This is a genomic window from Methylophilus sp. (assembly GCF_052437885.1).
In the GTDB taxonomy this organism is placed as follows: Bacteria; Pseudomonadota; Gammaproteobacteria; order Burkholderiales; family Methylophilaceae; genus Methylophilus.
In genome coordinates this window covers 1-22298 of the sequence record NZ_JBQVPB010000004.1, presented here as the reverse complement: position 1 = coordinate 22298, position 22298 = coordinate 1, and the positions used below count along the sequence as shown (strand labels likewise).

Here is a 22298-nt window from a genome sequence, read left to right as displayed (position 1 = left end):
ATTTGGTTATATTGAGCCGGTAATGAAATTCCATCAATTACGCTATGTACACGAGGTCGTCCGCCAACAGCTGAACATTTCTTCAGCCTCGGAAGTGCTGCATACTTCACAGCCCGGGGTCAGCAAGCAGATCCAGTTACTGGAAGAAGAACTGGGCTTGCAGATCTTCCAGCGTAATGGCAAACGTCTGATAGGTGTGACCGAGCCGGGCCGCAAGATCGTTGAACTGGCCGCACGCGTGATCCTGGATATGCAGAACATCAAGCGCGTCGGTGATGAATACAGCCAGGAAGACAGTGGCGAACTGACGATCGCCACCACACACACGCAGGCACGCTACCGCCTGCCTTCAGCGGTCAAGCAGTTCATGGCGCAATACCCTAATGTTAAACTGGCCATACACCAGGGCAACCCGGCGCAAGTGACCGAGCATGTGGCCTCAGGTGAGGCAGACATCGGCATTGCGACCGAGAATATCAGTGATGACGAGCGCTTGTCCTGCCTGTCATGCTATGAATGGAACCGTTGCCTGGTGGTGCCGCCGCAGCACCCTCTGCTGCAAAAATCCCGGCTTACGCTGAAAGACCTGGCCGATTACCCGCTGATCACCTATGACTTTGCCTTTACCGGCGGCACGCTGGTCTCAAAAGTATTTCACGACGCCGGCCTGCAACCTAACGTGGTGTTTACTGCGATCGATGCAGATGTGATCAAAACCTATGTCAACCTTGGCCTGGGCATAGGTTTGATCGCCAATATGGCCTATGACGAAACACGTGACGCACCGCTCAAAAGCCTGGATTGCAGCCATTTGTTCCCCAATAGCACCACGTTCTTAGGGGTCAGGCGCGATGCTTTCCTGCGCGACTATATGCTGAACTTTATCACCATGCTGTCGCCACAATATGACAAGCGCACTGTGCAGCGTGCATTTCACCAGGACCTTTGATTACAGGCCAGGCGGATGTTAAGCCTGGCTGCAGGCCTGTAACCACAGTCACCGATCAGCACCCGCTTTGCTGCTTTAATAGGGTAGGTGTAGTAGGGTGGATATAGCGAATAAAGGATTTCTATGCGTCATAGTCTAGCTTTGCTGTGCCTGATATTGCCCTTAGGCTTGCAGGCAGCGCCACCGGGTCATCAGGCCCATCTGCGCGTGATCGGGCATGGCATGCCGGATGTAGACCTGGATAACGCGATCTACGAAGTGCCGGTCGCCGCCAATGTCAGCTACCAGGATCTGGTCGACAGCCTGAAGTCACTTTCCGAAGGCATGAATTTTGTCAGCCCGGCCAGTTTCCCCATCGGTGAGCACATGAAGCTGCGCGGGCAGGACCCGCAAGGGATCAAAGAGGTGCGCACCTTCTGTAATCTGAGCATGGGCACAGAGATCATCCTCGATCACCCCGAGTTCCTGGTGTTCGCACCTTGCCGGGTAGCCATTTATGAAAAGCCGGATGCGCATGGCAAACGGCATCTGTATCTGGGTCTGGACCGGCCTACCCATGATCTGAAAAATATCAAAAACCCCACCCCCAGGGCACAGGCTTCTGCCCAGCAACTGGAAGATGCCTTGATAGGTTTGCTGGAAAAAGCCAGACGCGGCGATTTTTAAACCGCCAAAAGCGTTGAGGACACATCGATTTCGGCTGACTGCCTTCCACTTTTCAGGCCCATCACCTATACTCAAACCAACCCATTACTTATCCGAGTAGCTACCATGATACAACCCATGCTCATCGCCAAGAATAATGAAACCGACAGCGTGATGCTGCCAAGAATGGCTAACCGCCATGGCCTGATCGCCGGTGCCACCGGCACTGGCAAGACCGTGACCTTGCAAAGCCTGGCCGAACAGTTTTCACGCATAGGCGTGCCGGTGTTTATGGCCGATGTCAAAGGCGACCTTTCGGGCATGAGTCAGATCGGCGGCGGCAATGCCAAAGTCGAAGCGCGCGTGCAGCAGCTGGCATTGAGCGGCTACAGTAATAAAGCATATCCGACCATGTTGTGGGATATGTTCGGCGAAAAAGGTCACCCGGTACGCACCACCCTGAGTGAGATGGGGCCGTTGCTGCTGTCGCGCATGCTCAACCTGAATGAGGTGCAAAGCGGGGTGCTGAATGCGATCTTCAAAGTGGCAGACGACAATGGCATGCTGTTGCTCGACCTGAAGGACTTGCGCGCCATGGCGCAGCATTGCGCTGAAAATGCGGCCACCTACCAGACGCAATACGGCAATATCTCTACCGCCAGCGTGGGCGCGATTCAGCGTGCCTTGTTGCAACTGGAGACTGAAGGCGGCGATGCCCTGTTTGGCGAGCCGGCACTCAACCTGGAAGACATGATGCAGACCGACGCCAAGGGCCTGGGCTATATCAATATCCTGGCGGCAGACAAACTGCTGAATGCGCCACGTGTCTATGCCACTTTATTGCTTTGGCTGTTATCCGAACTATTTGAAAAACTGCCGGAAGTCGGTGACCTGGAAAAACCCAAACTGGTGTTCTTCTTTGATGAAGCGCACCTGTTATTCAATGATGCGCCTGCCATGTTGATGCAGAAGATAGAACAGGTAGTGCGCCTGGTGCGTTCTAAAGGCGTAGGTATTTATTTTGTGTCACAGAACCCGCTGGATATCCCGGATGTGGTGCTGGGGCAACTGGGCAACCGCGTGCAGCATGCCTTGCGCGCATTCACGCCGCGCGACCAGAAAGCGGTGCAGGTGGCGGCGCAAACCTTCAGGGCCAACCCTAAATTGAATGTAGCGACCGTGATCACCGAGCTGGGCGTGGGCGAAGCGCTGGTGTCGTTTCTGGATGAGAAGGGCGCACCTACCCCGGTGGAGCGCACCTTTATCTGTCCGCCGGAAAGCCGTGTCGGCCCGGCGACCGATGCCGAGCGCAAGCAGGTCATGCAGCAATCACTGGTGGCTGGTGTCTATGACAAACTGGTGGACAGGGAATCAGCTTATGAGATCCTCAAACAGCGGGCTGAACAGGCGGCTAGCGCCAGCCAGGAAAAAACCACGCCGGAACAGGAATCTTCTTCCGGCTTCGATCTGGGCGGCATACTCACTGGTAAATCCGGCCGTTCGGATTCAGTGCTCGAATCTGCTGCCAAATCGGCGGCGCGCGCCATAGGTTCACAGCTTGGTCGTGCCATTATCCGTGGCGTGCTCGGGTCTATACTTGGCGGCAGCAAGACTAAACGCTGATACTTGGCTAAAGGGGACGTAAAACGCATGTCTAGCGATATCGAAATAGCACAAGCAGCCACTTTGCGGCCCATACAAGATATCGCGCAGCGCCTGGGCCTGGCGCCCACTGACCTGCATGTTTACGGCCAGCACATGGCCAAGTTGACGCAGGCCACAGTCAATCGCCTGCATAGCCAGCCCAGGCGTGCCAAACTGATACTGGTCACCGCTATCAACCCTACACCCGCAGGCGAAGGCAAAACCACCACCACGGTGGGGTTGACCGATGCCCTGAACCTGGCCGGCTATCAGGCACTGGCCTGTTTGCGCGAGCCTTCACTGGGCCCGGTGTTTGGTATGAAGGGCGGTGCCACCGGGGGTGGTTATGCGCAGGTCGTGCCCATGGAGAATATCAACCTGCATTTCACTGGCGATTTTCACGCCATCAGCGCCGCCAATAACCTGCTGGCGGCCCTGGTCGACAACCATATTTACCATGGCAATACGCTGCAGTTCGACCAGGTCAGCTGGCGCCGCTGCATGGACATGAATGACAGGGCGCTGCGCAGGATCACCATTAACCAGCCGACTTCTTATGACACCGGTTTTGATATCACCGTTGCCAGTGAAGTGATGGCGATATTCTGTCTGGCGACTGATCTGGCCGATCTGACCCGGCGTCTGGGGCGGGTGCAGGTGGGTGTCTCGTTGCAGGGTACGCCTATCTCAGCCAGCGATCTGCAGGCCGAAGGCGCCATGACCGCTTTGCTGAAAGACGCTTTCCAGCCTAATCTGGTGCAGACGCTGGAAGGTTCACCGGCCTTGCTGCATGGCGGCCCGTTTGCCAATATCGCACATGGCTGTAACAGCCTGGTCGCCACGCAGACAGCGCTGCGGCTGGCCGATTATGTGGTGACTGAAGCGGGCTTTGGCGCCGACCTGGGTGCCGAAAAGTTTATGGATATCAAGTGTCGCCAGTCTGGCCTGCGGCCGGATATGGCGGTAGTGGTCGCCACTGTGCGCGCCCTTAAATATCATGGTGGCGTGGAAGTCGCAGACTTGAACAGCGAGAATCTGCCCGCATTGGCTGCCGGTATAGACAACCTGAAAAAACATGTAGATAACATGCGCCAGCATTTTGGCTTGCCGGTGCTGGTGGCGCTCAATCACTTTACCCAGGATACCGAGGCAGAAGTAGCGCAGCTACGCGCTGCCGTTGAGTCCTGGGGTTCCAGCCTGCACGTTTGCAAACACTGGGCCGAGGGCGGCAAAGGTGCACTGGAGCTGGCGCATGCGGTGGCCACACTGGCACAACAGCCGGCAAACCCAAAGCTGCTTTACGAAGATCAGCTGTCATTGCCTGAAAAACTGACGGTGATCGCACAATCGCTGTATGGCGCCGATGGCGTGACCTTGAGCGAGCTGGCCCAGCAGCAACTGCTGAACATGGCTGGCGCCAGTGACGGTCTGCCGGTGTGCGTCGCTAAAACGCAATATTCGCTGTCCAGCGATGCAAAATTGCGCAATGTGCCGCAAAACCATACCCTGCATGTGCGTGAATTGCGCCTGTCACGCGGGGCCGGTTTTGTGGTTGCCATTTGTGGTGACATCATGACTATGCCAGGCTTACCGAAACAGCCTGCCAGCGGGCGGATATCGGTAGACGATAGTGGCCGTATTCTTGGCCTCTCCTAAGGCTATTTTTCCTCTGAAGAGTCTGATATTATAACTTTTGTTATAACATTTAATATTTCTAGGAGCATATTATGCATTCACTTAAGCTGACTCAAATCGGTAATTCTGTTGGTGTGATTTTGCCCAAAGAAGTACTGTCACGACTCAAACTGGAAAAAGGCGATACCGTGTACCTGACGGATGCACCTGGTGCAGTGACGATCTCGCCGCATGATCCAGCCTTTGAAACACAGATGGATGTGGCGCGGAAAATCATGAAGTCCAGACGAGAAGTATTGCGCGAGCTGGCTAAATGACAGCCGGGCAAAGCTGGGTATGGTTGGATTCGCAAGTATTATTGGCTGTACACGATGAACAACTAACCGAACATGGCGGTATTTCAGGTGTGCGTGACCTGGGCTTGTTTGAATCGGCTTTGAGTCGACCACAAAATTTGGCCGTATACGAAGCCCCGGATCATGCCGCCTTAGCCGCGGCTTATGGCTATGGCATCGCGCGCAATCATCCGTTTCTGGATGGCAACAAACGCACCGCCTTTGTCGCGATGGAGTTATTTCTGGTCCTGAATGGTTATGAGCTCAATGCCACTGATGTAGAGTGCGTCATGGTCATGCTGGCCGTGGCCGCCGGTGATATGGATGAAGAGGTTTTTGCCGAATGGATACGTCAGCATGCGACTTTCCAGGCTTAGGCATTTCAAAGACGAATATTCATGCTGACCTTTCAACAAACCGGCCACGCCGACCAGACCATCAACAAATCACGTTTTATTGCCCGTGCCGGCCGTTGCGAGAACGAGCGCGAGCTGGCCTTGTTTTTGCGCCAGTTTGCCAGCGAGCATCAAAGCGCGGGCCATCTGGCATATGCTTTCCGCATGAAGACGGCTGAAGGCATAGTCGCCCGTTTTTCTGACGCTGGCGAGCCTGCGGGCACCGCCGGAAAACCGATACAGCAGATGCTGGACGGGCAGAATTATGTGAACTGCTGTGTCGCGGTGATACGCTATTATGGCGGCATCAATCTGGGCACCGGCGGCCTGGTCAGAGCTTATGGCGGCACTGCCAAACAGGCGATGGAGCAGGCAGGCAGCATCCCTTTCGTTGAGATGGTGCAGCTGAAGATATCGACCACTTACAAACGTGTCGATGAGCTGACCCGCGAAGTGCAGAGATTGCACGGCGAGGTGCTGGACAAGAAATTTGATGAAGCGGTGCATTTTCTGCTTAAACTACCGATTGATGCGGCCAGGCAGTTACAGGCCAAATATTAGCCATTTATGATTAAAGTCCGGAGTCTGATGTGACCCAAGCGCAAAAATTCGATACTGCCACCTATGTGTTGATCGCGGTACTGATGTGGCTGGTATTGAAAGTACAGTTGCTGCCAGCCTTGCTGGCCGGTCTGCTGGTCTACGAGCTGATCCATGTGATCGCGCCATTGATCGCGCGCCGCTTGCCAGGCAAATATGCCAAGTGGCTGGCTGTGGTGTTGCTGGCAACCTTGGTGATAGGCCTGCTGGTCGCCATCGGCATGAGTATCATCACCCTGATACGCAGTGACACCGGCGGGCTGACCATGTTGTTCGACCAGCTGGCCAAGATCATTGAAGACTCGCGCCAGGTACTGCCAGTGTGGCTGAATGACAGGTTGCCGGATGATGCGATCACCTTGCAGCATACCGTGATCGAATGGCTGCGTGCGCACTCGGCTGACTGGCAGTTACTGGGTAAAGAAGCCGGCCATCACCTGGCACATATACTGATAGGTATGGTGATAGGGGCGATGGTGGCTTTGCATGACGTGCAGACCAAGACCAACCCGCGCCCGTTTGCACTCAGCCTGTTGCAACGCATCACGCTGTTCGCCCAGGCGTTTAAGAATATCATCTTTGCCCAGATCAAGATCTCTGCAGTGAATGCCAGCCTGACCGCGGTCTATCTGGCCATCATATTGCCCCTGTGCGGCATACATCTGCCGTTTACCAAAACCATGATCCTGATCACCTTTCTGGTCGGTTTGCTGCCGGTAGTCGGTAACCTGATCTCCAATACCGTGATCGTAATCGTCAGTATCAGTCATTCATTCGTGGTGGCGATCGGTTCGCTGTTTTTCCTGATCGTCATCCACAAGCTGGAATACTTTTTAAATGCACGCATCGTTGGCAGCCAGATACGCGCGCATGCCTGGGAGCTATTGGTGGCCATGCTGCTGATGGAAGCGACATTCGGCTTGCCCGGCATAGTGGCGGCACCTATCTATTACGCCTATATTAAAAGTGAGTGCCGCGAACGCGGCTGGGTCTAGACGGGTGGCGTATTCATAAAACGATCAGGCTCGCAATCGCGAGCCTGATCGTTTTGCCGGCTGGCGCGGTCACTTCAGCTTGTACAAACGGTTTTCCAGCGTTTTACCGCCGCTGATCTTATCGATCTGCTCGCCACTGACCAGGCTCAGTTGCGCGACACGGTCATCCGGGTGCGGATGGGTCTGAAACAGCAGGGCCACGCTGCCATCATTGCTGCTCAGGGTCTCCATGTCCTGCAGCACTTCGGCCAGGCCATAGGCTTCATAGCCGGCACGCGCCGCCAGCACTGTGCCCATGCTGTCGGCTTCATACTCGGCGCTTTTATCCAGGTTGCGGGCGCTGATCTCGGCGCCGGTAGACAAGGCGCGTTGGGTGATCTTGTTTTTGCTGATCTTCTCTTTCAGAAATGAGCTGCCTGCATCCATCAGTGCCTGTTTCTGCATCACTTTCAGGTGATGCCTCTGCACGATGTGGGCGATCTCATGCCCCAGCACACCGGCCAGTTGTGCTTCGCTGCTCAACCGCTGATAAAGGCCTTTGGTGATCAGCACATAGCCGCCCGGTGCGGCAAACGCATTGACATCGCTACTGTCTATGACACCAAAATGCCAGGGCAGGCTGGTACGTTCTGACTGGCTGGCCACCCAGCGGCCCACCTTGTTCACATATTGCTGCAACTTGGCATCATTCACCAGCGGCGCCGCGCCGAGTATGGTGCCGGTCACATTGCGGCCTACGGCGATCTCATCTTCCTGGCTGGGGTTCTTCCAGTTGATATTGGCTAATTTTTCCTGGGCCGATTTTTCCTGAGCAGTAGCGTTCTGGTTATCGCTGGCGGCAGGTTGCTCGGTCTTGCTGTTGCCGCCCAGCTGATCGCTCACCGCATCCTTTAGTGCGCCCTTGAGGTCGAAGGCCAAGGCGCTGCCAGCAAAGAGTAAGGCGCTGCCAGCAGCCAGCAAGCCGCTGGATACGGCAACCATGACTGCCCGTTTGAGCAGGGTGTTATTCAATAAGTGTCGCTTCACTACTGGTTTCACGGCAGGTTACCTCCCTGAAAATAAGGGTACTGATGACTGCTCAAGCCAGCGCTGGCAGCATATTGTTTTGCTTCATCGGCACTCACGCTATAGCTTTCCAGCTTTTTGGTCTCTGTTTCACTGAACTGCGCGGTTTTCAGATCTTCGGCACTGAGTCCGCGGATGCCGGTGGTCGACACCACTTTGCCGGTGCCACTGCGGCCAGTCGCCACGCCCACCACACCGGCGACATTATTGCCGGAGGCGGTATTGCGTTTTACGGTCAATAAACGCACCCAGCCGCTCTTGCCTGCTGTTTTGATCTGCAGCCAGGCACCTTTTTTATTCAGTATCTCGACCGCATCATTCTTGTTCACATTGCCGACCACTTTGGCGTCGCCAAATGCATCGGCGCGCAGCTGGTCAGGTTTCAACACCACGCCGGTGTCGGCTGCGATCGCGCTGCTGCAACAACATACAGCCAGCAGTGCGATCAGTCTTTGTTTGATCATGCCTGTTTTTATCATGGTTTTTATCATATAGGTGTCTCCACTTTCTGCGTGCCTGATGGTTGTGCCATGCTTGGTAAATCTGCCATTTCCAGCTGGATGATGGCTTGCGCAAACAGGATGCGCCATTGTGCCGCCAGTTGCTCCACCTGGTTGGCGATCTTGCCCTGGTGCATGCCATAACGGATAGCCGGCTTATTCGGTAACCGCAATTTATCCAGTAAAGCCGGTAATTGTGCTGCCAGCTGTTGCGCGTCCTGCGCGGCGGCTTCGCGGTAAACGGTTTCCGGCTTGTATTGCCAGCTGACGATGACCAGGTCGCCAAACAGACCCCAGATACCGCTTTGCGTACCCACCAGGATATCTGTCTGGTTGGGCGCGCGGCAGGCGGATTCTATCTCCTTGCGTACCAGTTTCATCACCGCATCGCCCAGGGTCTCCGGGCTTTCGATCACGATAGGCATGAGCAAGACTTCCAGCTCTGCACTGTTGGCGCTCAGGCCAAATGCCAGCCAGCGTTGCAGGGCACGGTCGGTCGCCAGTGCATAGATCTTGGCAATGCCGAAATAGGCCACTGCCCAGACGATGGGGGCCGCCAGGTCGAGATAGGTGTGAAAAAAATTGATGGCAAGGTAAGACAGCACCAGCAGGCCGATCTGGCTGCCGGTGAAGATGCCATTGAAACGGTCACGGTCTACCTTGAAATAAAACGCCAGCGTGGTCAGCCACACCAGTAACAGGCTGAGCAGTATATAAGGCAGTTTGCCGCGCCAGACTTTCAGGTAATCCTGGTGCAAGGTGTTGTCCAGCGCCGTTGCCAGGATCTCCACTCCCGGAAACTGCTTATCCATGGCGGTAGGTTTGATATCGAACAGCGCCGGTGCGGTGGAGCCTATGATGACGATCTTGTCCCTGAACTCACCCTGCGGGCGCTTGGGCTGCGAGCTGGCGCTATCGCTATACACCTCGCTGAACGAAACATACTGATAGGTGAACGGTTTTCCGCGCCAGTTCAGCAGCATCTCATCCGGCGTATCGCCAGTCTCGAACTGCATGGCATCCGCCACCAGCAAGGGCAGGGCAGGCAAGGTCCAGCCCCGGTCGTGATGGCGCATGCGGTACTGGCGCACTACGCCATCGTTGTCGGGGTAAACATTATGCGTGCCCAGACGCTGCGCTTGCCAGGCGCCTTTAAAGTAGGGCGGGATAGCGGCAAAAGTGGCCTGCTGCTCGGCATCCTGCGTGTGCGTCAGGCCGGGGATATTCGCATAGGTGAGCTGGCTTTTGCTGTCCTGGCTGGGATCCAGCCTTAACAGCGGAAAAAAGCAGTGATCGCAGGCAGTGATGACATCGTTGAAATAGCTGTCGCTATCCGGGTTATAGACATCGGCATCCGAGAATACGATATCAAAAATGATGGCTTTAGGTTGCTGGCGCTGGATATTCTCTACCAGCTCGCCTATCACCTGGCGCGGCCACGGCCAGCGGCCATATTCTTTGGACATGGCTTCCAGGCTGGCTTCATTGATATCGATAATGACGATGGCAGGGTCGGCGGCCGGTTTGAAGATGCGGTTCTTCACCATCAGGTCAAACGCCTTGTCGCGCATGTTCTGGCCGACATGAAACACGCCGGCATCCAGCAGGATCACCACGCTGAACAGCAGCGCCAGTTAAAGGTAAAAGTTATTCTTGAGCCTGCGGGTCAGGCTGGCCAGCCAGAACCCGAGCATGAGTTTCAGTTTTAGCATATCGCTCCCTGGTGGTGACGGGTCACGCCGGTCGGTATTTTTAGTGACGCTATGTTTGTATTGACGCCATCTCTGCATTGACGCCATGTTTGCATTGACCCGAACGGGCCATTGAGCGCCAAGTGTAATAGTCTTATTCTAGCAACATCACAAATGCGCAGGGTCGTTTATGAGTGTAAATCTGAAAATTGTCTTTTTTGGATTTATTCTGCTCATGATCATCAGCATGATGGACGTCTTTGTGTGAGTGTGGCGTGTTTTTCAAGTTTAAAGTCATTTATAACCCCGTCTTGACGGGGTTTTTTCTTTTCTGGCGCATATCAGTAACAGCCTTCCGGCCAGCCTAGTCTCACCAGTCACACAAGCTTCACGTTAGTGCAACCTTTCTGCAACAGATGTTTTTAACAATACACCAGGTAAACGCGCTGGCTTGCATGCCGGTGCGCAAGTTAATCACATACAATCAGGGAGAACTACACATGAAGCTTAACTCTTGGGCGATGACCGGCTTGCTGGTAATGGCAGCACTGTCACCTGCGACACAGGCGGCCGAACTTATCCAAAACGGTGGTTTTGAAACGCATGGTGCGGACAATTACGATATTACCGGCTGGCAGTCAGCCGAACAGGGCATTTTCGGCAGTGTGCTGGCCCAGTCCGGCACCACCACTGAAGTGACAGGCAATACCACGGTAGGCGCTTTTCAGGGCAGCTACTATGGCCTGCTGGATAACAATGGTCTGTCAGGCAGCGCTCTGTTCCAGACCTTTAGCACCGGTGCGGTCTCTTCTGCTACTTTGAGCTTCCAGATGTTTGTAAATAACCAGAACGCCAGCAGCCATGTAGATGTAGCCGGCCTGGATTACAGCGTGGATGCGAGCGATAACCCAAACCAGCATGTACGTGTGGATGTGCTGAAAGCTGGCAGCGACCCGTTTTCAACCAGCAGCGCAGACGTATTGCAAAGCCTGTATCTGGGCGGTGCCAATGGCGTACTGGGTGCCAACAACTATATCAACTACCAGTTTGATCTCACTTCCAGCCTGGCGGCCGGTGGCAACTACGTGTTGCGTTTCGCCACTGTCGCTAACCAGAACTCGTTACAACTGGGCGTAGACAATGTCAGCATCAATGCCATCGCTATGGTGCCGGAAGCTGATTCAGCTGCCATGTTGCTGGCAGGCCTGGGCCTGATGGCTGGCGTCATGCGCCGTCGCCGCAGCTAACTGAAATGCAAAGCCTGTATAAAAATCTGTATAAAAATCTGTATAAAAATATAAGATTAACTCTAAATTAAAGGAAAACATCATGGACTTTTTAAACTTGAAACGCACGGCCGTGGTCGCCATGCTGCTGGGCTCGCAATTCGCACTGTCTAATGTGGCACTGGCTGAAGATGCACAGTTCTGGCTGAATGATGGCGTTGCCAGCCTGAATGACAGCAAAAGGCTGGTACCGAATGCCAAAAAAGCCAAGAACATCATCCTGTTCGTAGGCGATGGCATGGGTATCTCTACCGTGACCGGCGCACGTATCTTTGAAGGCCAGTTAAAAGGCATAGACGGCGAGCGTAACAAGCTGTCATTCGAAGAGTTTCCTTATGTAGCCTTGTCCAAGACCTACTCGACCAACCAGCAGACTTCTGACTCTGCACCTACCATGACAGCAATCATCTCTGGTGTGAAAACCAATGATGGCATTATTTCGCTGAACCAGTCTGTGCCAAGAAACGAAGCGAATCCAGCGGTTATTAATGCTAATAAAGTGACTACCTTGCTTGAGCAGGCTGAAACAGCAGGTAAATCTACAGGCGTGGTATCGACTGCACGTATCACGCACGCTACACCTGCTGCAACTTATGCTCATACTTCAAACCGTGACTGGGAAGGTAACGCAAACCTGACCCCTGCCGCAGCCGCCAATGGTGTAAAAGACATTGCTGCACAGTTGATAGACAACTTCGGTACCGGCAAGATCGGTGATGGTATTGATGTGGTATTTGGCGGTGGCCGTAGCTATTTCCTGCCAAACACAGTGACTGATATCGAAGGCACTAAAGGCCGCCGTACCGATGGCCGTAATCTGGCGCAAGAATATGTCACCAAATTCGGTGGTGTGTATATTCAGGACCAGAACGGTTTCAATGCACTGAACCCGGTGACCACCAATAAAGTCATCGGCCTGTTCAATCCATCGCACATGGAGTTTGAGCAAGACCGTGCCAACGATATCGCAGGCGAGCCTTCATTGGCTGACATGACCGGCAAAGCGATCGATATCCTGAAGAAAAACCAGAACGGTTATTTCCTGATGGTTGAAGGTGGCCGTATCGATCACGCTTCACACGCTGGTAACGCCTTCCGTACCTTCAAGGACGCAGTGGCACTGTCTGACGCGGTACGTGAAGCTGCCAGCAAGGTGAACCTGAACGAAACGCTGATCATTGTGACGGCTGACCATAGCCACACACTGACTATCGGTGGTTATCCAAAACGTGGCAACCCTATTCTGGGTAAAGTGGTTGAGCCAGGCAGAACAGCGCCGACGCTGGCTGCTGATGGCAAGCCTTACACCACAGTGAGCTTTGCTAACGGCCCTGGTTACCACACTAACTCACCGGGCGAAGCTGTTTACAATGAAGCGATCGCTGCTGGCCGCGTGGTGGATATGTCAGGCGTAGATACTGAAGATCCTGATTTCCATCAGGAAGCATTGGTACCATTGAGCTCTGAGACCCACGCAGGTGAAGAAGTGGCTATCTATGCCATAGGCCCTAAATCTTACCTGGTGCATGGCGTGCAAGAGCAAAGCTATATCTACCAGGTGATGAAAGACGCTTTCGGTTATTAATTTGAGCCGTATTAGTCTGGTTATTATCTAGTCTAGTTATTATCAGCTGTAATGCAGGGCGACAATCTGTCGCCCTGTCCCACTTGAGGGAAAGAAATAATGAACAAAACTATTCAAATGCTTGGTTTGGCCGCGCTGTCCATGCTGGCTGCCAAAGCAAGTATTGCCGAGGAGATCGTCAATGCGCGTTTCGAAACCACACAATGTGCGACACCTTGCATAGATGGTTCGGCTAAGCGCCTGCAGTGGTGGTTGATGCGTGAAGACGACCAGGTCGAGATCCGCCACTTGTACCAGAATGGCCAGCCAGCCCATAACAGCAGCCTGTGGATGAAAAAACCGGCCGGTCAGTTCAATTACAGCTATCTCATGCATGAAGATGGCCGCACTATCGACTATTCTGATGTAGACCTGAAGTTGCTGGCAATTAAAACCGATCTCAATATCTGGCAGGTGAAATCACAACTGGTCGCCGATGAAGAGCTGGGAAAACTGAAGAAAGTGCAGTCTGACAATCAAAAACAATACGGTCAGGACGTAGAGAAATATGTAGGCGAACTGGGTAACGGCGTGCGTACAGAGATATTGTGGATGCCGGCGGTGAAATTGCCTTATTCAGTGCAATATCACTATCCCGGGCATACCGTCACTATCCAGCTGCAGGCATTGCAGACCGGTGCCCTGGCTGCCAGCGATGCGGTGATCCCGCCAAAAGCGAGCCTGGCGACGCTGAGCAATTACCAGCATGTCGATTTTACCGACATCGGCGATATGGAGCATAACCCTTCGGAAATGCAGTGGCTGGCCCGCGCACACGGCGCGCCTGGCGTGCAGTCACATAGTCATTAACTGACATCTGGCCTGGCTCACAGGCACAAACTATGCCGGCGCCTCGCAGCGTAATTTTCTGCGAGGCGCTATGGCGCAACTGTCATCGGCTATAATGCGCTGATGGCCCTACAAATCATTCAATTACTCCTGTTAGCCCTGATCATAGGCATACTGGTCTGGCAGTCACGCAAGCAGCAACAGGCTTCGCAGCAGGCACTCGCCCTGTTGCTGTCCCAGCAACTGGAAGAAAAACATAGACTGATGATGAGCGAGATGCATCAATCGCTCAATCTGCTGGCAGATCGTCTGCAAAACCAGAACGCCGACCAGCAAGACCGTTTACGCACGCAGCTGTCGCAGGAGCTGACTGCCACGCGTGATTCCATGCAGGCGTTGCGCGTCACCATGCAGGAGCTGCAGGTAGCCCAGCGCGACCACCTGGCGCAAAGCAGCGAGCAGCTCAGTCTGAGTCTGCGTAACGGTTTGTCAGAGCAGGGCATGGCGCAGCAAAATTTGCTCAACACCGCCTTGCAAACCACCACCCAAAGCCTGCTGCAAAGTATTGAGTCCTTAACCAAGGTGGTGGATTCTCGCCTGGAAGAAATGAGCGGAAAAGTCTCTGAACGCCTGGAAGCCGGCTTCAAGAAAACCAACGAAACTTTCGCCAGCGTCATGGCCCGTCTGGCAACCATAGATGAAGCACAGAAGAAAATTGATGGCCTCAGCGTCAACATGGTGAGCTTGCAAGAGTTATTGGGCGATAAACGCAGCCGTGGCGCCTTTGGCGAGGTGCAGCTGGAAGGGCTGGTGCGTAATGTGCTGCCTAGCAACAGTTTTGCCATGCAGCATACCCTGAGTAACGGCTTGCGCGTGGACTGTGCCTTGTTCTTGCCCGAGCCTACCGGCACGGTGGCGGTCGATAGCAAATTCCCGCTAGAGAACTACCATCGCATGTATGACAGCAGCCTGGGTGAGTTAGTACAGGCGCAGGCCGGCAAACAGTTCAAGGCCGATGTCAAAAAACATATAGACGATATCAGCCAGAAATACATCATCGCCAATGAGACTTCAGATGGCGCGGTGATGTTTATTCCGGCCGAAGCGGTATTTGCCGAGATCCATGCCTACCACAGCGAAGTGGTGGATTATGCGATGAAGAAACGCGTGTGGCTGGTATCACCGACCACGCTGATGGCAGTGCTCAACACCGCCCGCGCCGTACTCAAGGATGTGGAGATGCGCAAGCAGGTGCATATCATTAAAGACGAGCTGGGCAAACTCAGCAAAGACTTTGAGCGCTTTGATACGCGCATGAAAAAACTGGCAGATAATATCCGCCAGGCACATGAAAACGCACAGGACGTGCATATCAGCAGCCAGAAGATTTCCAGACGCTTTGCCCAGATAGAGAAAGTAGAACTGGCGCAGGAAGAAGGGCTGGACACGATGGAACTGCTGGAAGAGTTAGAAGATATAGAGAAGAGCAAGCCTTTATGAAGATCACCATTTTGTACTTTGCCCGCATCAAGGAAGTCGTCAATTACTCCTCTGAGGAGGTGGCGCTGCCCGAAGGTGTGGAGACCATCATTGCTTTAAAAGCCTGGCTGTCTGGTCGCGGTGCCACCTGGCAGAAACTGTTCAGTGGTGCAGGCGTAGTACGTGCCGCCATCAACCATGAGCTGGTAGATGATATGGCGACCATGGACGATGGCGACGAAGTGGCGTTTTTCCCGCCGGTGACCGGAGGCTGAACTTGAGCGTACCTGCCACCCTGAAGATCTCTGTGCAGTCGCAAGACTTTGACACCGGCCTTGAGTTGCAACAGCTGCGGGCGGCGACGCCGCAAGCTGGCGCCGTGGTCAGTTTCGTCGGGCTGGTGCGCGATCTGTCGGCAGATGGCAAGCTGGCTCAGATGCTGATAGAGCATTACCCGGGCATGACAGAAGCGGCCTTGCAGCGTATCGCCGAACAGGCCTGCCAGCGCTGGCCTGTGCTCGGTGTGCGTTTGATCCACCGCGTGGGCGCCCTGGCGGCACAGGCGCAGATCGTGCTGGTGGCCACCAGCAGCCTGCACCGGCAGGCCGCATTTGAAGCCTGCGCTTTTATCATGGACTATTTGAAAACGGAAGCTCCGTTCTGGAAAAAAGAAATCGGCGATTTTGGCGAGCGCTGGGTCGAGGCCCGTGTCTCGGATGAACACGCAAAACAACAGTGGCAAAAGAATAACGGAAAGTCACCTACATGATGCAAGTATTAAATCCTGATGAAATGACAGTGTCGTACAAACTGTCGCCCATGGCGTTTGAATCTACGCAAGAATTGCTGGATGCGTCTGATCTCAGCCTGACCGACTACGGCTGGAAATTGCAGCCCGAGGCGCAAAAGACCTTGATGATGGGCTTGTCCATACAAGAGGGCGGTTGCAATGTGCTGGTGCTGGGCACGCCTGGCTCAGGTCGTGCCACTCTGAGCCTGGCCGCCATGAAAGCCTCGGCCGTGACCGGCATAGACAGTACACTGACTGACCTGGTCGCACTCTATGATTTCAGCCAGCAATCCTGTGCCAATTACATCAAGCTGCCGGCCGGGCTGGGTGCGCAGTTGCGCACCGTGATGGATGCATTCATCAAGACGCTGATGGTGGAGATGTCGCAGTGGCTGGATAGCAACGGCCAGGTGAATTTCCCGCAGGCAGAAGTCTGGCTGGAAGAGCGGGTAGACAGCCTGCGCGCGCAACTGAGCAGTGCCAAGCTGTCGCCGCTGTTTAATGTGATCAAGCCAGAAGTGCTCGCTTATCTGCAAGCCTGGCAGCAACTGGGCAGTGAGCCTGAAAGCAGCAACGATGGCCTGGTCAATGAAGGCTTTTTATCGCGTTTCCGCGTCAATCTGCTGGTAGACCAGCGGGCCAATCTGACCGCCGCTGTCAAACAGCCGGTGGTGGAAGAAAAAGACCCCGGTTTTGCTGCGCTGTTCGGCATGCTGGAAACCGCCGCCGGTGAAGCCGCGCAATGGCCGGAGTTTCTGCGCTTGCGCGCAGGCAGCGTGCACAGGGCAGATGGCGGCATGCTGCTGCTGCATCTGCGTGACCTGATGCAGGATGAGAATAACGGTGGCGCCTTGCTGGAGAAACTCTACCGCCTGATGCGTAACCGCGAAGTGCAGATCGAAGACTGGGCCAACCATGCCCAGCAAGGCGCGGGCGGCAACCGCCACGGCGCCTTGCCGGTGCATGTCAAGCTGATCATGATCGCCACGCGCGAAGACTATTATGATTGCCTGGAAGCGCAGCCGGATTTCTTTGACTTTTTCCCGGTCAAGGTCGAGTTTGAAGACCGGGTCGTCGCCTCGCTGGAAAACTATGCCTGGGTGGCGGGTTATATCGCGCAAAAATGCCAGCAGCACAGCCTGCCACATTTCAGTGGCGCGGCAGTCAACGAGCTATTGCACTTTATGCACAGGCTGGAAGAAGACCAGAGCCGCATCAGCATCCGTTTTGCGCACCTGGACCAGCTGATGCATGAAAGCGTGGCCGCGGCGGCAGATGCGCGGTTGGTGAGAGAAACGCATGTCAAGCAGGCGCTCTCGGCGCGCCTGTTGCGCCAGCAGTTCTTCGAAACGCAGATCCGCGACTCCATCATTGATAACGAGCTGCTGATCCAGGTGCATGGCGATGTGGTCGGCCAGGTCAATGGCCTGACCCATATCGAGCTGGGCGATGCCAGTTTTGGCTCACCTATCCGTATCACGGCGCGTTGCTACCCTGGCCGTAGCGGGGTGATCAATATAGATCGCGAAGTCGAGATGAGCGGCCCCAGCCACGACAAGGGTATCTATATATTACAAAACTGGCTGAGTGCCAGTTTCTGGGCACTGGCCCCGTTAAGCCTGAGCGCTTCGCTGGTATTTGAGCAGGAGTACAACGGCGTGGAGGGTGATTCAGCCTCTTGTGCCGAGTTGTTTGCATTGCTGTCGGCACTGACCGGCTTGCCTATCAAACAGGGCATCGCCGTGACTGGCGCGCTCAACCAGTTTGGTGAAGTGATGCCTATAGGCGGCGTCAACGAGAAGATAGAAGGTTATTTCCGCGTCTGCCAGGCACTGGGCCTGAATGGCGAGCAGGGGGTGATCATCCCCAAACGCAACCAGCGCCACCTGGTGCTGGATGAGAGCGTGGTGACGGCGGTGAATAATGGCATGTTCAAGATCATTACCATAGACCATGTGCTGGAAGGCATTGCGCACCTGACAGGTTGCGAAGCCGGCACCCAGGAAGCTGACGGCACTTATAGCGGCAATACGCTGATGGCGCGTGCACAAACCATGCTTGCCAGTTTCAGGCAGACGCTGGAGCGCAACCAGGCCCATCTGGCCTATATTCAACCGCAGGCAGACAGCGGCAAGCCTTAAACAACGCCATGGCCAGAACGCACAATAAAAAACAGGATAAACCATCGTCCGTCGACAACGACCAGGATGACAGTTGCCGCCTGGACAAGTGGTTATGGGCGGCGCGGTTCTTTAAGACACGCAGCCTGGCAGCCGATGCCGTCGATGGCGGCAAGGTGCGCATAGACGGTGACCGCGCCAAGAATGCCAGGGAGATGAAGCCCGGCATGCGCGTCAGCATCAAAAACAAAGATATGCAGATAGAAGTCGAAGTGCTGGCACTGAGTAATGTGCGGCGCGGCGCGCCAGAAGCGGCACTGCTATACCGCGAAACAGAAGAAAGCCTGCGCATACGGCAACAGGCCCAGGAAAGTGGCGCTGACCATTTTGCTGAGCGTGATAGAGGCGTAGGCCGCCCCACCAAACGGCAGATGCGCGATATCCAGCGCTTTACCGGCAGGGATTAAAGCGCATTCCAGCCTAGCTAGGTTTGGGGTAGGCCGTCACGGTGCCGGTTTTGGCCACTGCTTGCGCACGGCAGGAAACATCCAGTTTCTGGAAAATACGCTTGAGGTGGTTTTTCACGGTGTTGGCGCTGATATCCAGGATCATGCCTATCTCCAGATTGGTTTTGCCACCGCGCACCCAATGCAGGATCTCCTGCTCGCGATCAGACAATCCACCCTGGGCCATGCTATCGAGTAGCTCTTCATCTTTCACTATCGGTTTCAGATGGCCGACACGGCGTATGGCGGCATCCACATGCGGCATGATCATACCGAGAAACTGGTCCGGCACATGAAACTCGCGTGTGCGATCAAAAAACACATAGATACAATCATTTTTTCCGCGGGTATCGCGCACGCCATACACCAGCAGCGAGTGCATCTTCATTAATTGCTGGGTAAAGGCATTGGGCGATTGCGCATGTATGCCGCTGGCGTCAAAGCGGTTGATGACATACCATTTCTCGTCATTTTCCAGCCAGCGCTTGTGCAGGTTGCACATCAGGTAATTGACGATGGCAGAATCCTGCAGCAGACGCTGTGTGGTCACTTCAGGCAGCGAAGAAGACACATCAAAGTGCAGGTCGCCGGTGCTGAAATTGCCCCAGGTCGCCAGCAGGGCGTCGTGGCGCATCAGCGGATGTATGTCCTGTTTCAGCCAGTTGAAAAAATCAACATGGCGTTGAATGGCGTATGAATTCTGGATCGCATGCAGAATTCCCTCCCAATGTGTTTGTTTTTTTTGTGCCAGCATGGAGATACCTCAAAGTTATTGTGCGCAGGCCAGGCTTCACCCATGCACATTCATGGTTTAACTTTGTTTACGGCAGCGACCGCGTGCTTCTTTAATCTGTTTCCCTGCAAAACATCACGCCCGCCTGAAATAGACGCTTGATAAAGATCAAACCGGCTGCGTGTGGGGGGAGTTTGGGCTGGTACCTGCCGCTACTTGCGATAAAATGAATGAATGTTTTTTTCTTGTGTCACAACTTGCTGATAGATCAGCGAGCAGGGTAAGGTTATGTTGAACAAGCTCCCTAACGGGGTACGTTATTCCAGCCACAAAGAGTGGCAATTGCTAAAAAAGCTGCCCAAGTGGTGGTTGCTGGGTACGCTGGTATTCGCAAGCCCTATCGCCTACACCTGGTGGCAGCAGGAAGACCTGCTGTCGCAAAACATTGAACGCACCTCGATGTTTCTCGGCCTGCTGTTCACATTCTGGTTTTTTATCGGCGCCATGATGATAGGGCTGGTGGTGATCATCATCATGAAAGGGCCGGGCTATGTGGCCGACCCTTATTACCTGCCTAAAGAAGACAAAAGCCTGGAAAATAAAGACAATAGTGGCTAGCCATAGTCAGGATTGCAGATAAGTCCTTGATTCACACAGGACTTATAGTCTATAATCGCACGCTTTTCCAACCTTGCCACACCTGATTTCGCATTCGGGGTGGCTGATAACCGTAAGGAGATTACATGCGACACTACGAAATCGTGTTTATTGTTCACCCAGACCAGAGTGAACAAGTGCCTGCGATGATTGAGCGCTACCGCACTCAGATCACTGGTAATGGCGGCAACATCCATCGTCTGGAAGACTGGGGCCGTCGTCAACTTGCCTACCCAATTAATAAAGTACACAAAGCCCACTACGTGTTGATGAACATCGAAGTGAGCCAGGAAGTGCTGGAAGAGTTGGAACACGGCTTCAAATTTAACGATGCTGTATTACGTCACCTGACTATTTCGACTAAAACAGCAGTGACTGCACCAAGCCCGATGATGAAAGAGGAAAAATCCAAAACCATCGTTGGTGATGCACCTGCAGCAACTACTGAGGCAGCCGCCTAAGCGTCGTGAATACGCTGGTGATCGCCGCAACGGTGCAAACGATTGAACCGTTACGCTATACACCGGCCGGGTTACCCTTGTTGCGTTTGCAGTTGCAACATGATTCAGAGCAGCAAGAAGCTGGCCTGAATCGCAAAGTGCAGTGTCAGTTACCCGCAGTGTTGATTGGTGAAAAAGCCAGTCTGCCACTGCAAAGCGGAGATCGCATCAAAGCCAAAGGTTTCCTGGCGCAGCGCAGTGCAAAAAGCACACAAGTGGTCATGCATATACAAGAGATACAGCTAATACAGCATACAGAATTGAAGGAGTTATAAATGGCAAGAGATATGTACAAACGCCGCCGTTACTGCCGTTTCAGTGCAGAAGGCATCAAAGAAGTTGATTACAAGGACGTGGATCTGTTGAAAGATTTCGTTTCTGAGAACTTCAAAATCATTCCAGCCCGTATGACTGGTACCAAGGCTAAATACCAACGCCAACTGACAACTGCGGTTAAACGCGCACGTTTCCTGGCGCTGATGCCTTACACAGACAAACACCCAGGTTAATCGGCGGCTTAGGAGAATAACATGCAAGTAATTTTATTAGAAAAAGTAGCAAACCTGGGTGGACTGGGTGACGTGGTTCGTGTGAAAGACGGTTACGGCCGTAACTTCCTGATCCCACAAGGCAAAGCCAAACGTGCAACTGAAGCTAACCAGGCTGAATTTGCTGCCCGTCGTGCTGATCTGGAAAAACAACAGGCTGACTTGTTGGTTGTTGCGCAGACACGTGGCGAAAAACTGGCAGGTTTTGCGTTAACCATTGCGCAAAAAGCAGGTGTTGATGGCCGTCTGTTCGGTTCTGTGACCAATCTGGATATTGCAACTGGTTTGCAAGCTCAGGGTCATGAAGTGAAAAAATCAGATGTACGTTTGCCTAACGGCCCACTGAAGAATATCGGTGAGTTTGTTGTGAGCGTTGCACTGCACCATGATGTTGTGGTTGATATCACTGTGACAGTGGTTGCTGAAGCTTAATTCTAGCTTTTAGCAGTACTTTAAAAAGGCTACTTCGGTAGCCTTTTTTATTTGGTGAAAGCCATCCTGGCTATGGGTGGTTGGGCTGTGTGCATAGCGGTTGGATAGAACGGTTGTTGCGTCGGTTGTGACGGTTTAATCGGTAATTCTTTGGATGGATTAGTGCTCAGTTTCGGCATTTTATTTCGCCCCTCGGCGAGTTACTTTCCTTTGCTTGCCCAAAGGATAAGTAACCAAAGGAAAGGGCACCCTAGCTTCCGCTTGTTTCCTGCGTTGCTCGTCAGCGTGGGCGTCCAACGAAACTCGCCCTAGCGGCTTGCACACTGCGCAAGCCACCGCGGAACTCGAACAGACGCTGGCCGAAAACTCCCACGCTGACT

26 protein-coding genes are annotated in these 22298 nt (G+C 53.9%); 21 read left to right on the top strand and 5 right to left on the bottom strand.

The window, feature by feature from the left end; all coding sequences use genetic code 11:
- The first annotated feature begins 22 nt into the window (after positions 1-22).
- From ACT6RZ_RS04970 to ACT6RZ_RS04935, 8 genes are all read left to right on the top strand, one after another.
- Complete coding sequence (locus tag ACT6RZ_RS04970) at positions 23-949, top strand: CysB family HTH-type transcriptional regulator (RefSeq protein ID WP_444701078.1); 927 nt, start codon at positions 23-25, stop codon at positions 947-949.
- A gap of 222 nt (positions 950-1171) precedes the next feature.
- Positions 1172-1615: a DUF302 domain-containing protein gene (locus ACT6RZ_RS04965; protein ID WP_444701326.1), complete on the top strand. Its 444-nt coding sequence runs from the start codon at positions 1172-1174 to the stop codon at positions 1613-1615.
- 105 nt (positions 1616-1720) lie between these two features.
- Entirely contained in the window at positions 1721-3217 is a 1497-nt protein-coding gene (locus ACT6RZ_RS04960; protein ID WP_444701077.1) for a helicase HerA-like domain-containing protein, read from the top strand.
- A 27-nt stretch (positions 3218-3244) separates the two neighbouring features.
- Entirely contained in the window at positions 3245-4894 is a 1650-nt protein-coding gene (locus tag ACT6RZ_RS04955) for a formate--tetrahydrofolate ligase (RefSeq protein ID WP_444701076.1), read from the top strand.
- A 71-nt stretch (positions 4895-4965) separates the two neighbouring features.
- The gene (locus ACT6RZ_RS04950; protein ID WP_444701075.1) at positions 4966-5190 is read left to right on the top strand and encodes an AbrB/MazE/SpoVT family DNA-binding domain-containing protein; all 225 of its coding nucleotides are present in this window, start codon (positions 4966-4968) and stop codon (positions 5188-5190) included.
- Complete coding sequence (locus ACT6RZ_RS04945; protein WP_444701074.1) at positions 5187-5585, top strand: type II toxin-antitoxin system death-on-curing family toxin; 399 nt, start codon at positions 5187-5189, stop codon at positions 5583-5585. Before ACT6RZ_RS04950 ends, ACT6RZ_RS04945 begins: the two co-directional genes overlap by 4 nt.
- A gap of 21 nt (positions 5586-5606) precedes the next feature.
- On the top strand, positions 5607-6164 hold the full coding sequence (locus tag ACT6RZ_RS04940; protein WP_444701073.1) for an IMPACT family protein: 558 nt from the start codon (positions 5607-5609) through the stop codon (positions 6162-6164).
- A 29-nt stretch (positions 6165-6193) separates the two neighbouring features.
- The gene (locus ACT6RZ_RS04935; protein ID WP_444701072.1) at positions 6194-7198 is read left to right on the top strand and encodes an AI-2E family transporter; all 1005 of its coding nucleotides are present in this window, start codon (positions 6194-6196) and stop codon (positions 7196-7198) included.
- Positions 7199-7267: 69 nt separating this feature from the next.
- Here ACT6RZ_RS04935 and ACT6RZ_RS04930 read toward each other — a convergent pair whose 3' ends face one another.
- The 4 genes from ACT6RZ_RS04930 to ACT6RZ_RS04915 are packed head-to-tail and all read right to left on the bottom strand — an operon-like array spanning position 7268 to position 10553.
- Positions 7268-8179, bottom strand: a complete 912-nt coding sequence (locus ACT6RZ_RS04930) for a M48 family metalloprotease (RefSeq protein ID WP_444701325.1) — start codon at positions 8177-8179, stop codon at positions 7268-7270.
- 53 nt (positions 8180-8232) lie between these two features.
- On the bottom strand, positions 8233-8727 hold the full coding sequence (locus ACT6RZ_RS04925; RefSeq protein ID WP_444701071.1) for an SH3 domain-containing protein: 495 nt from the start codon (positions 8725-8727) through the stop codon (positions 8233-8235).
- A gap of 23 nt (positions 8728-8750) precedes the next feature.
- Entirely contained in the window at positions 8751-10379 is a 1629-nt protein-coding gene (locus tag ACT6RZ_RS04920; RefSeq protein WP_444701070.1) for a CHASE2 domain-containing protein, read from the bottom strand.
- Between the two features lie 18 nt (positions 10380-10397).
- Positions 10398-10553, bottom strand: coding sequence for a hypothetical protein (locus tag ACT6RZ_RS04915; RefSeq protein WP_444701069.1), 156 nt, complete (start codon positions 10551-10553; stop codon positions 10398-10400).
- A 401-nt stretch (positions 10554-10954) separates the two neighbouring features.
- Here ACT6RZ_RS04915 and ACT6RZ_RS04910 point away from each other — a divergent pair, with 401 nt between their 5' ends.
- The 8 genes from ACT6RZ_RS04910 to ACT6RZ_RS04875 all read left to right on the top strand — a co-directional run bounded on the left by ACT6RZ_RS04910 (position 10955) and on the right by ACT6RZ_RS04875 (position 19009).
- Complete coding sequence (locus tag ACT6RZ_RS04910; RefSeq protein ID WP_444701068.1) at positions 10955-11701, top strand: PEP-CTERM sorting domain-containing protein; 747 nt, start codon at positions 10955-10957, stop codon at positions 11699-11701.
- 82 nt (positions 11702-11783) lie between these two features.
- Positions 11784-13325, top strand: a complete 1542-nt coding sequence (locus tag ACT6RZ_RS04905) for an alkaline phosphatase (protein ID WP_444701067.1) — start codon at positions 11784-11786, stop codon at positions 13323-13325.
- 99 nt (positions 13326-13424) lie between these two features.
- On the top strand, positions 13425-14174 hold the full coding sequence (locus tag ACT6RZ_RS04900) for a hypothetical protein (protein WP_444701066.1): 750 nt from the start codon (positions 13425-13427) through the stop codon (positions 14172-14174).
- 102 nt (positions 14175-14276) lie between these two features.
- Complete coding sequence (locus tag ACT6RZ_RS04895) at positions 14277-15653, top strand: DNA recombination protein RmuC (RefSeq protein ID WP_444701065.1); 1377 nt, start codon at positions 14277-14279, stop codon at positions 15651-15653.
- Positions 15650-15907 carry a molybdopterin converting factor subunit 1 gene (gene moaD, locus ACT6RZ_RS04890; protein WP_444701064.1) on the top strand — a complete coding sequence of 86 codons (258 nt, stop codon included), beginning with the start codon at positions 15650-15652 and terminating at the stop codon, positions 15905-15907. Before ACT6RZ_RS04895 ends, moaD begins: the two co-directional genes overlap by 4 nt.
- Positions 15908-15909: 2 nt before the next feature.
- Complete coding sequence (locus ACT6RZ_RS04885) at positions 15910-16401, top strand: molybdenum cofactor biosynthesis protein MoaE (RefSeq protein ID WP_444701063.1); 492 nt, start codon at positions 15910-15912, stop codon at positions 16399-16401.
- On the top strand, positions 16398-18563 hold the full coding sequence (locus ACT6RZ_RS04880; protein ID WP_444701062.1) for a Lon protease family protein: 2166 nt from the start codon (positions 16398-16400) through the stop codon (positions 18561-18563). Before ACT6RZ_RS04885 ends, ACT6RZ_RS04880 begins: the two co-directional genes overlap by 4 nt.
- 8 nt (positions 18564-18571) lie before the next feature.
- Entirely contained in the window at positions 18572-19009 is a 438-nt protein-coding gene (locus ACT6RZ_RS04875; RefSeq protein ID WP_444701061.1) for an RNA-binding S4 domain-containing protein, read from the top strand.
- A 13-nt stretch (positions 19010-19022) separates the two neighbouring features.
- Here the strand turns inward: ACT6RZ_RS04875 and epsA are convergent, their stop codons facing one another.
- Positions 19023-19802: an XrtB/PEP-CTERM-associated transcriptional regulator EpsA gene (epsA, locus tag ACT6RZ_RS04870; RefSeq protein WP_444701060.1), complete on the bottom strand. Its 780-nt coding sequence runs from the start codon at positions 19800-19802 to the stop codon at positions 19023-19025.
- A gap of 267 nt (positions 19803-20069) precedes the next feature.
- Here epsA and ACT6RZ_RS04865 point away from each other — a divergent pair, with 267 nt between their 5' ends.
- The 5 genes from ACT6RZ_RS04865 to rplI all read left to right on the top strand — a co-directional run bounded on the left by ACT6RZ_RS04865 (position 20070) and on the right by rplI (position 21918).
- Positions 20070-20399: a hypothetical protein gene (locus ACT6RZ_RS04865; RefSeq protein ID WP_444701059.1), complete on the top strand. Its 330-nt coding sequence runs from the start codon at positions 20070-20072 to the stop codon at positions 20397-20399.
- A 125-nt stretch (positions 20400-20524) separates the two neighbouring features.
- Complete coding sequence (gene rpsF, locus ACT6RZ_RS04860; protein ID WP_379056222.1) at positions 20525-20899, top strand: 30S ribosomal protein S6; 375 nt, start codon at positions 20525-20527, stop codon at positions 20897-20899.
- 5 nt (positions 20900-20904) lie between these two features.
- Positions 20905-21213 carry a primosomal replication protein N gene (gene priB, locus ACT6RZ_RS04855; RefSeq protein ID WP_444701058.1) on the top strand — a complete coding sequence of 103 codons (309 nt, stop codon included), beginning with the start codon at positions 20905-20907 and terminating at the stop codon, positions 21211-21213.
- Positions 21214-21447 carry a 30S ribosomal protein S18 gene (rpsR, locus tag ACT6RZ_RS04850; protein ID WP_024929836.1) on the top strand — a complete coding sequence of 78 codons (234 nt, stop codon included), beginning with the start codon at positions 21214-21216 and terminating at the stop codon, positions 21445-21447.
- A gap of 21 nt (positions 21448-21468) precedes the next feature.
- Entirely contained in the window at positions 21469-21918 is a 450-nt protein-coding gene (rplI, locus tag ACT6RZ_RS04845) for a 50S ribosomal protein L9 (RefSeq protein WP_444701057.1), read from the top strand.
- The last annotated feature ends 380 nt before the right edge of the window (positions 21919-22298 follow it).

What these genes read in the sequence shown, in the direction of transcription:
- ACT6RZ_RS04945 (WP_444701074.1), top strand. Translation starts at nt 5,187, where the DNA reads ATGACAGCCGGGCAAAGCTGGGTATGGTTGGATTCGCAAGTATTATTG.
- ACT6RZ_RS04970 (WP_444701078.1), top strand. Translation starts at nt 23, where the DNA reads ATGAAATTCCATCAATTACGCTATGTACACGAGGTCGTCCGCCAACAG.
- rpsF (WP_379056222.1), top strand. Translation starts at nt 20,525, where the DNA reads ATGCGACACTACGAAATCGTGTTTATTGTTCACCCAGACCAGAGTGAA.
- ACT6RZ_RS04940 (WP_444701073.1), top strand. Translation starts at nt 5,607, where the DNA reads ATGCTGACCTTTCAACAAACCGGCCACGCCGACCAGACCATCAACAAA.
- ACT6RZ_RS04905 (WP_444701067.1), top strand. Translation starts at nt 11,784, where the DNA reads ATGGACTTTTTAAACTTGAAACGCACGGCCGTGGTCGCCATGCTGCTG.
- ACT6RZ_RS04960 (WP_444701077.1), top strand. Translation starts at nt 1,721, where the DNA reads ATGATACAACCCATGCTCATCGCCAAGAATAATGAAACCGACAGCGTG.
- ACT6RZ_RS04950 (WP_444701075.1), top strand. Translation starts at nt 4,966, where the DNA reads ATGCATTCACTTAAGCTGACTCAAATCGGTAATTCTGTTGGTGTGATT.
- epsA (WP_444701060.1), bottom strand. Translation starts at nt 19,802, where the DNA reads ATGCTGGCACAAAAAAAACAAACACATTGGGAGGGAATTCTGCATGCG.
- ACT6RZ_RS04900 (WP_444701066.1), top strand. Translation starts at nt 13,425, where the DNA reads ATGAACAAAACTATTCAAATGCTTGGTTTGGCCGCGCTGTCCATGCTG.
- ACT6RZ_RS04875 (WP_444701061.1), top strand. Translation starts at nt 18,572, where the DNA reads ATGGCCAGAACGCACAATAAAAAACAGGATAAACCATCGTCCGTCGAC.
- ACT6RZ_RS04910 (WP_444701068.1), top strand. Translation starts at nt 10,955, where the DNA reads ATGAAGCTTAACTCTTGGGCGATGACCGGCTTGCTGGTAATGGCAGCA.
- ACT6RZ_RS04925 (WP_444701071.1), bottom strand. Translation starts at nt 8,727, where the DNA reads ATGATCAAACAAAGACTGATCGCACTGCTGGCTGTATGTTGTTGCAGC.
- ACT6RZ_RS04915 (WP_444701069.1), bottom strand. Translation starts at nt 10,553, where the DNA reads ATGCAGAGATGGCGTCAATACAAACATAGCGTCACTAAAAATACCGAC.
- ACT6RZ_RS04965 (WP_444701326.1), top strand. Translation starts at nt 1,172, where the DNA reads ATGCCGGATGTAGACCTGGATAACGCGATCTACGAAGTGCCGGTCGCC.
- ACT6RZ_RS04880 (WP_444701062.1), top strand. Translation starts at nt 16,398, where the DNA reads ATGATGCAAGTATTAAATCCTGATGAAATGACAGTGTCGTACAAACTG.
- ACT6RZ_RS04865 (WP_444701059.1), top strand. Translation starts at nt 20,070, where the DNA reads ATGTTGAACAAGCTCCCTAACGGGGTACGTTATTCCAGCCACAAAGAG.
- ACT6RZ_RS04930 (WP_444701325.1), bottom strand. Translation starts at nt 8,179, where the DNA reads ATGGTTGCCGTATCCAGCGGCTTGCTGGCTGCTGGCAGCGCCTTACTC.
- ACT6RZ_RS04955 (WP_444701076.1), top strand. Translation starts at nt 3,245, where the DNA reads ATGTCTAGCGATATCGAAATAGCACAAGCAGCCACTTTGCGGCCCATA.
- rpsR (WP_024929836.1), top strand. Translation starts at nt 21,214, where the DNA reads ATGGCAAGAGATATGTACAAACGCCGCCGTTACTGCCGTTTCAGTGCA.
- rplI (WP_444701057.1), top strand. Translation starts at nt 21,469, where the DNA reads ATGCAAGTAATTTTATTAGAAAAAGTAGCAAACCTGGGTGGACTGGGT.
- ACT6RZ_RS04895 (WP_444701065.1), top strand. Translation starts at nt 14,277, where the DNA reads ATGGCCCTACAAATCATTCAATTACTCCTGTTAGCCCTGATCATAGGC.
- moaD (WP_444701064.1), top strand. Translation starts at nt 15,650, where the DNA reads ATGAAGATCACCATTTTGTACTTTGCCCGCATCAAGGAAGTCGTCAAT.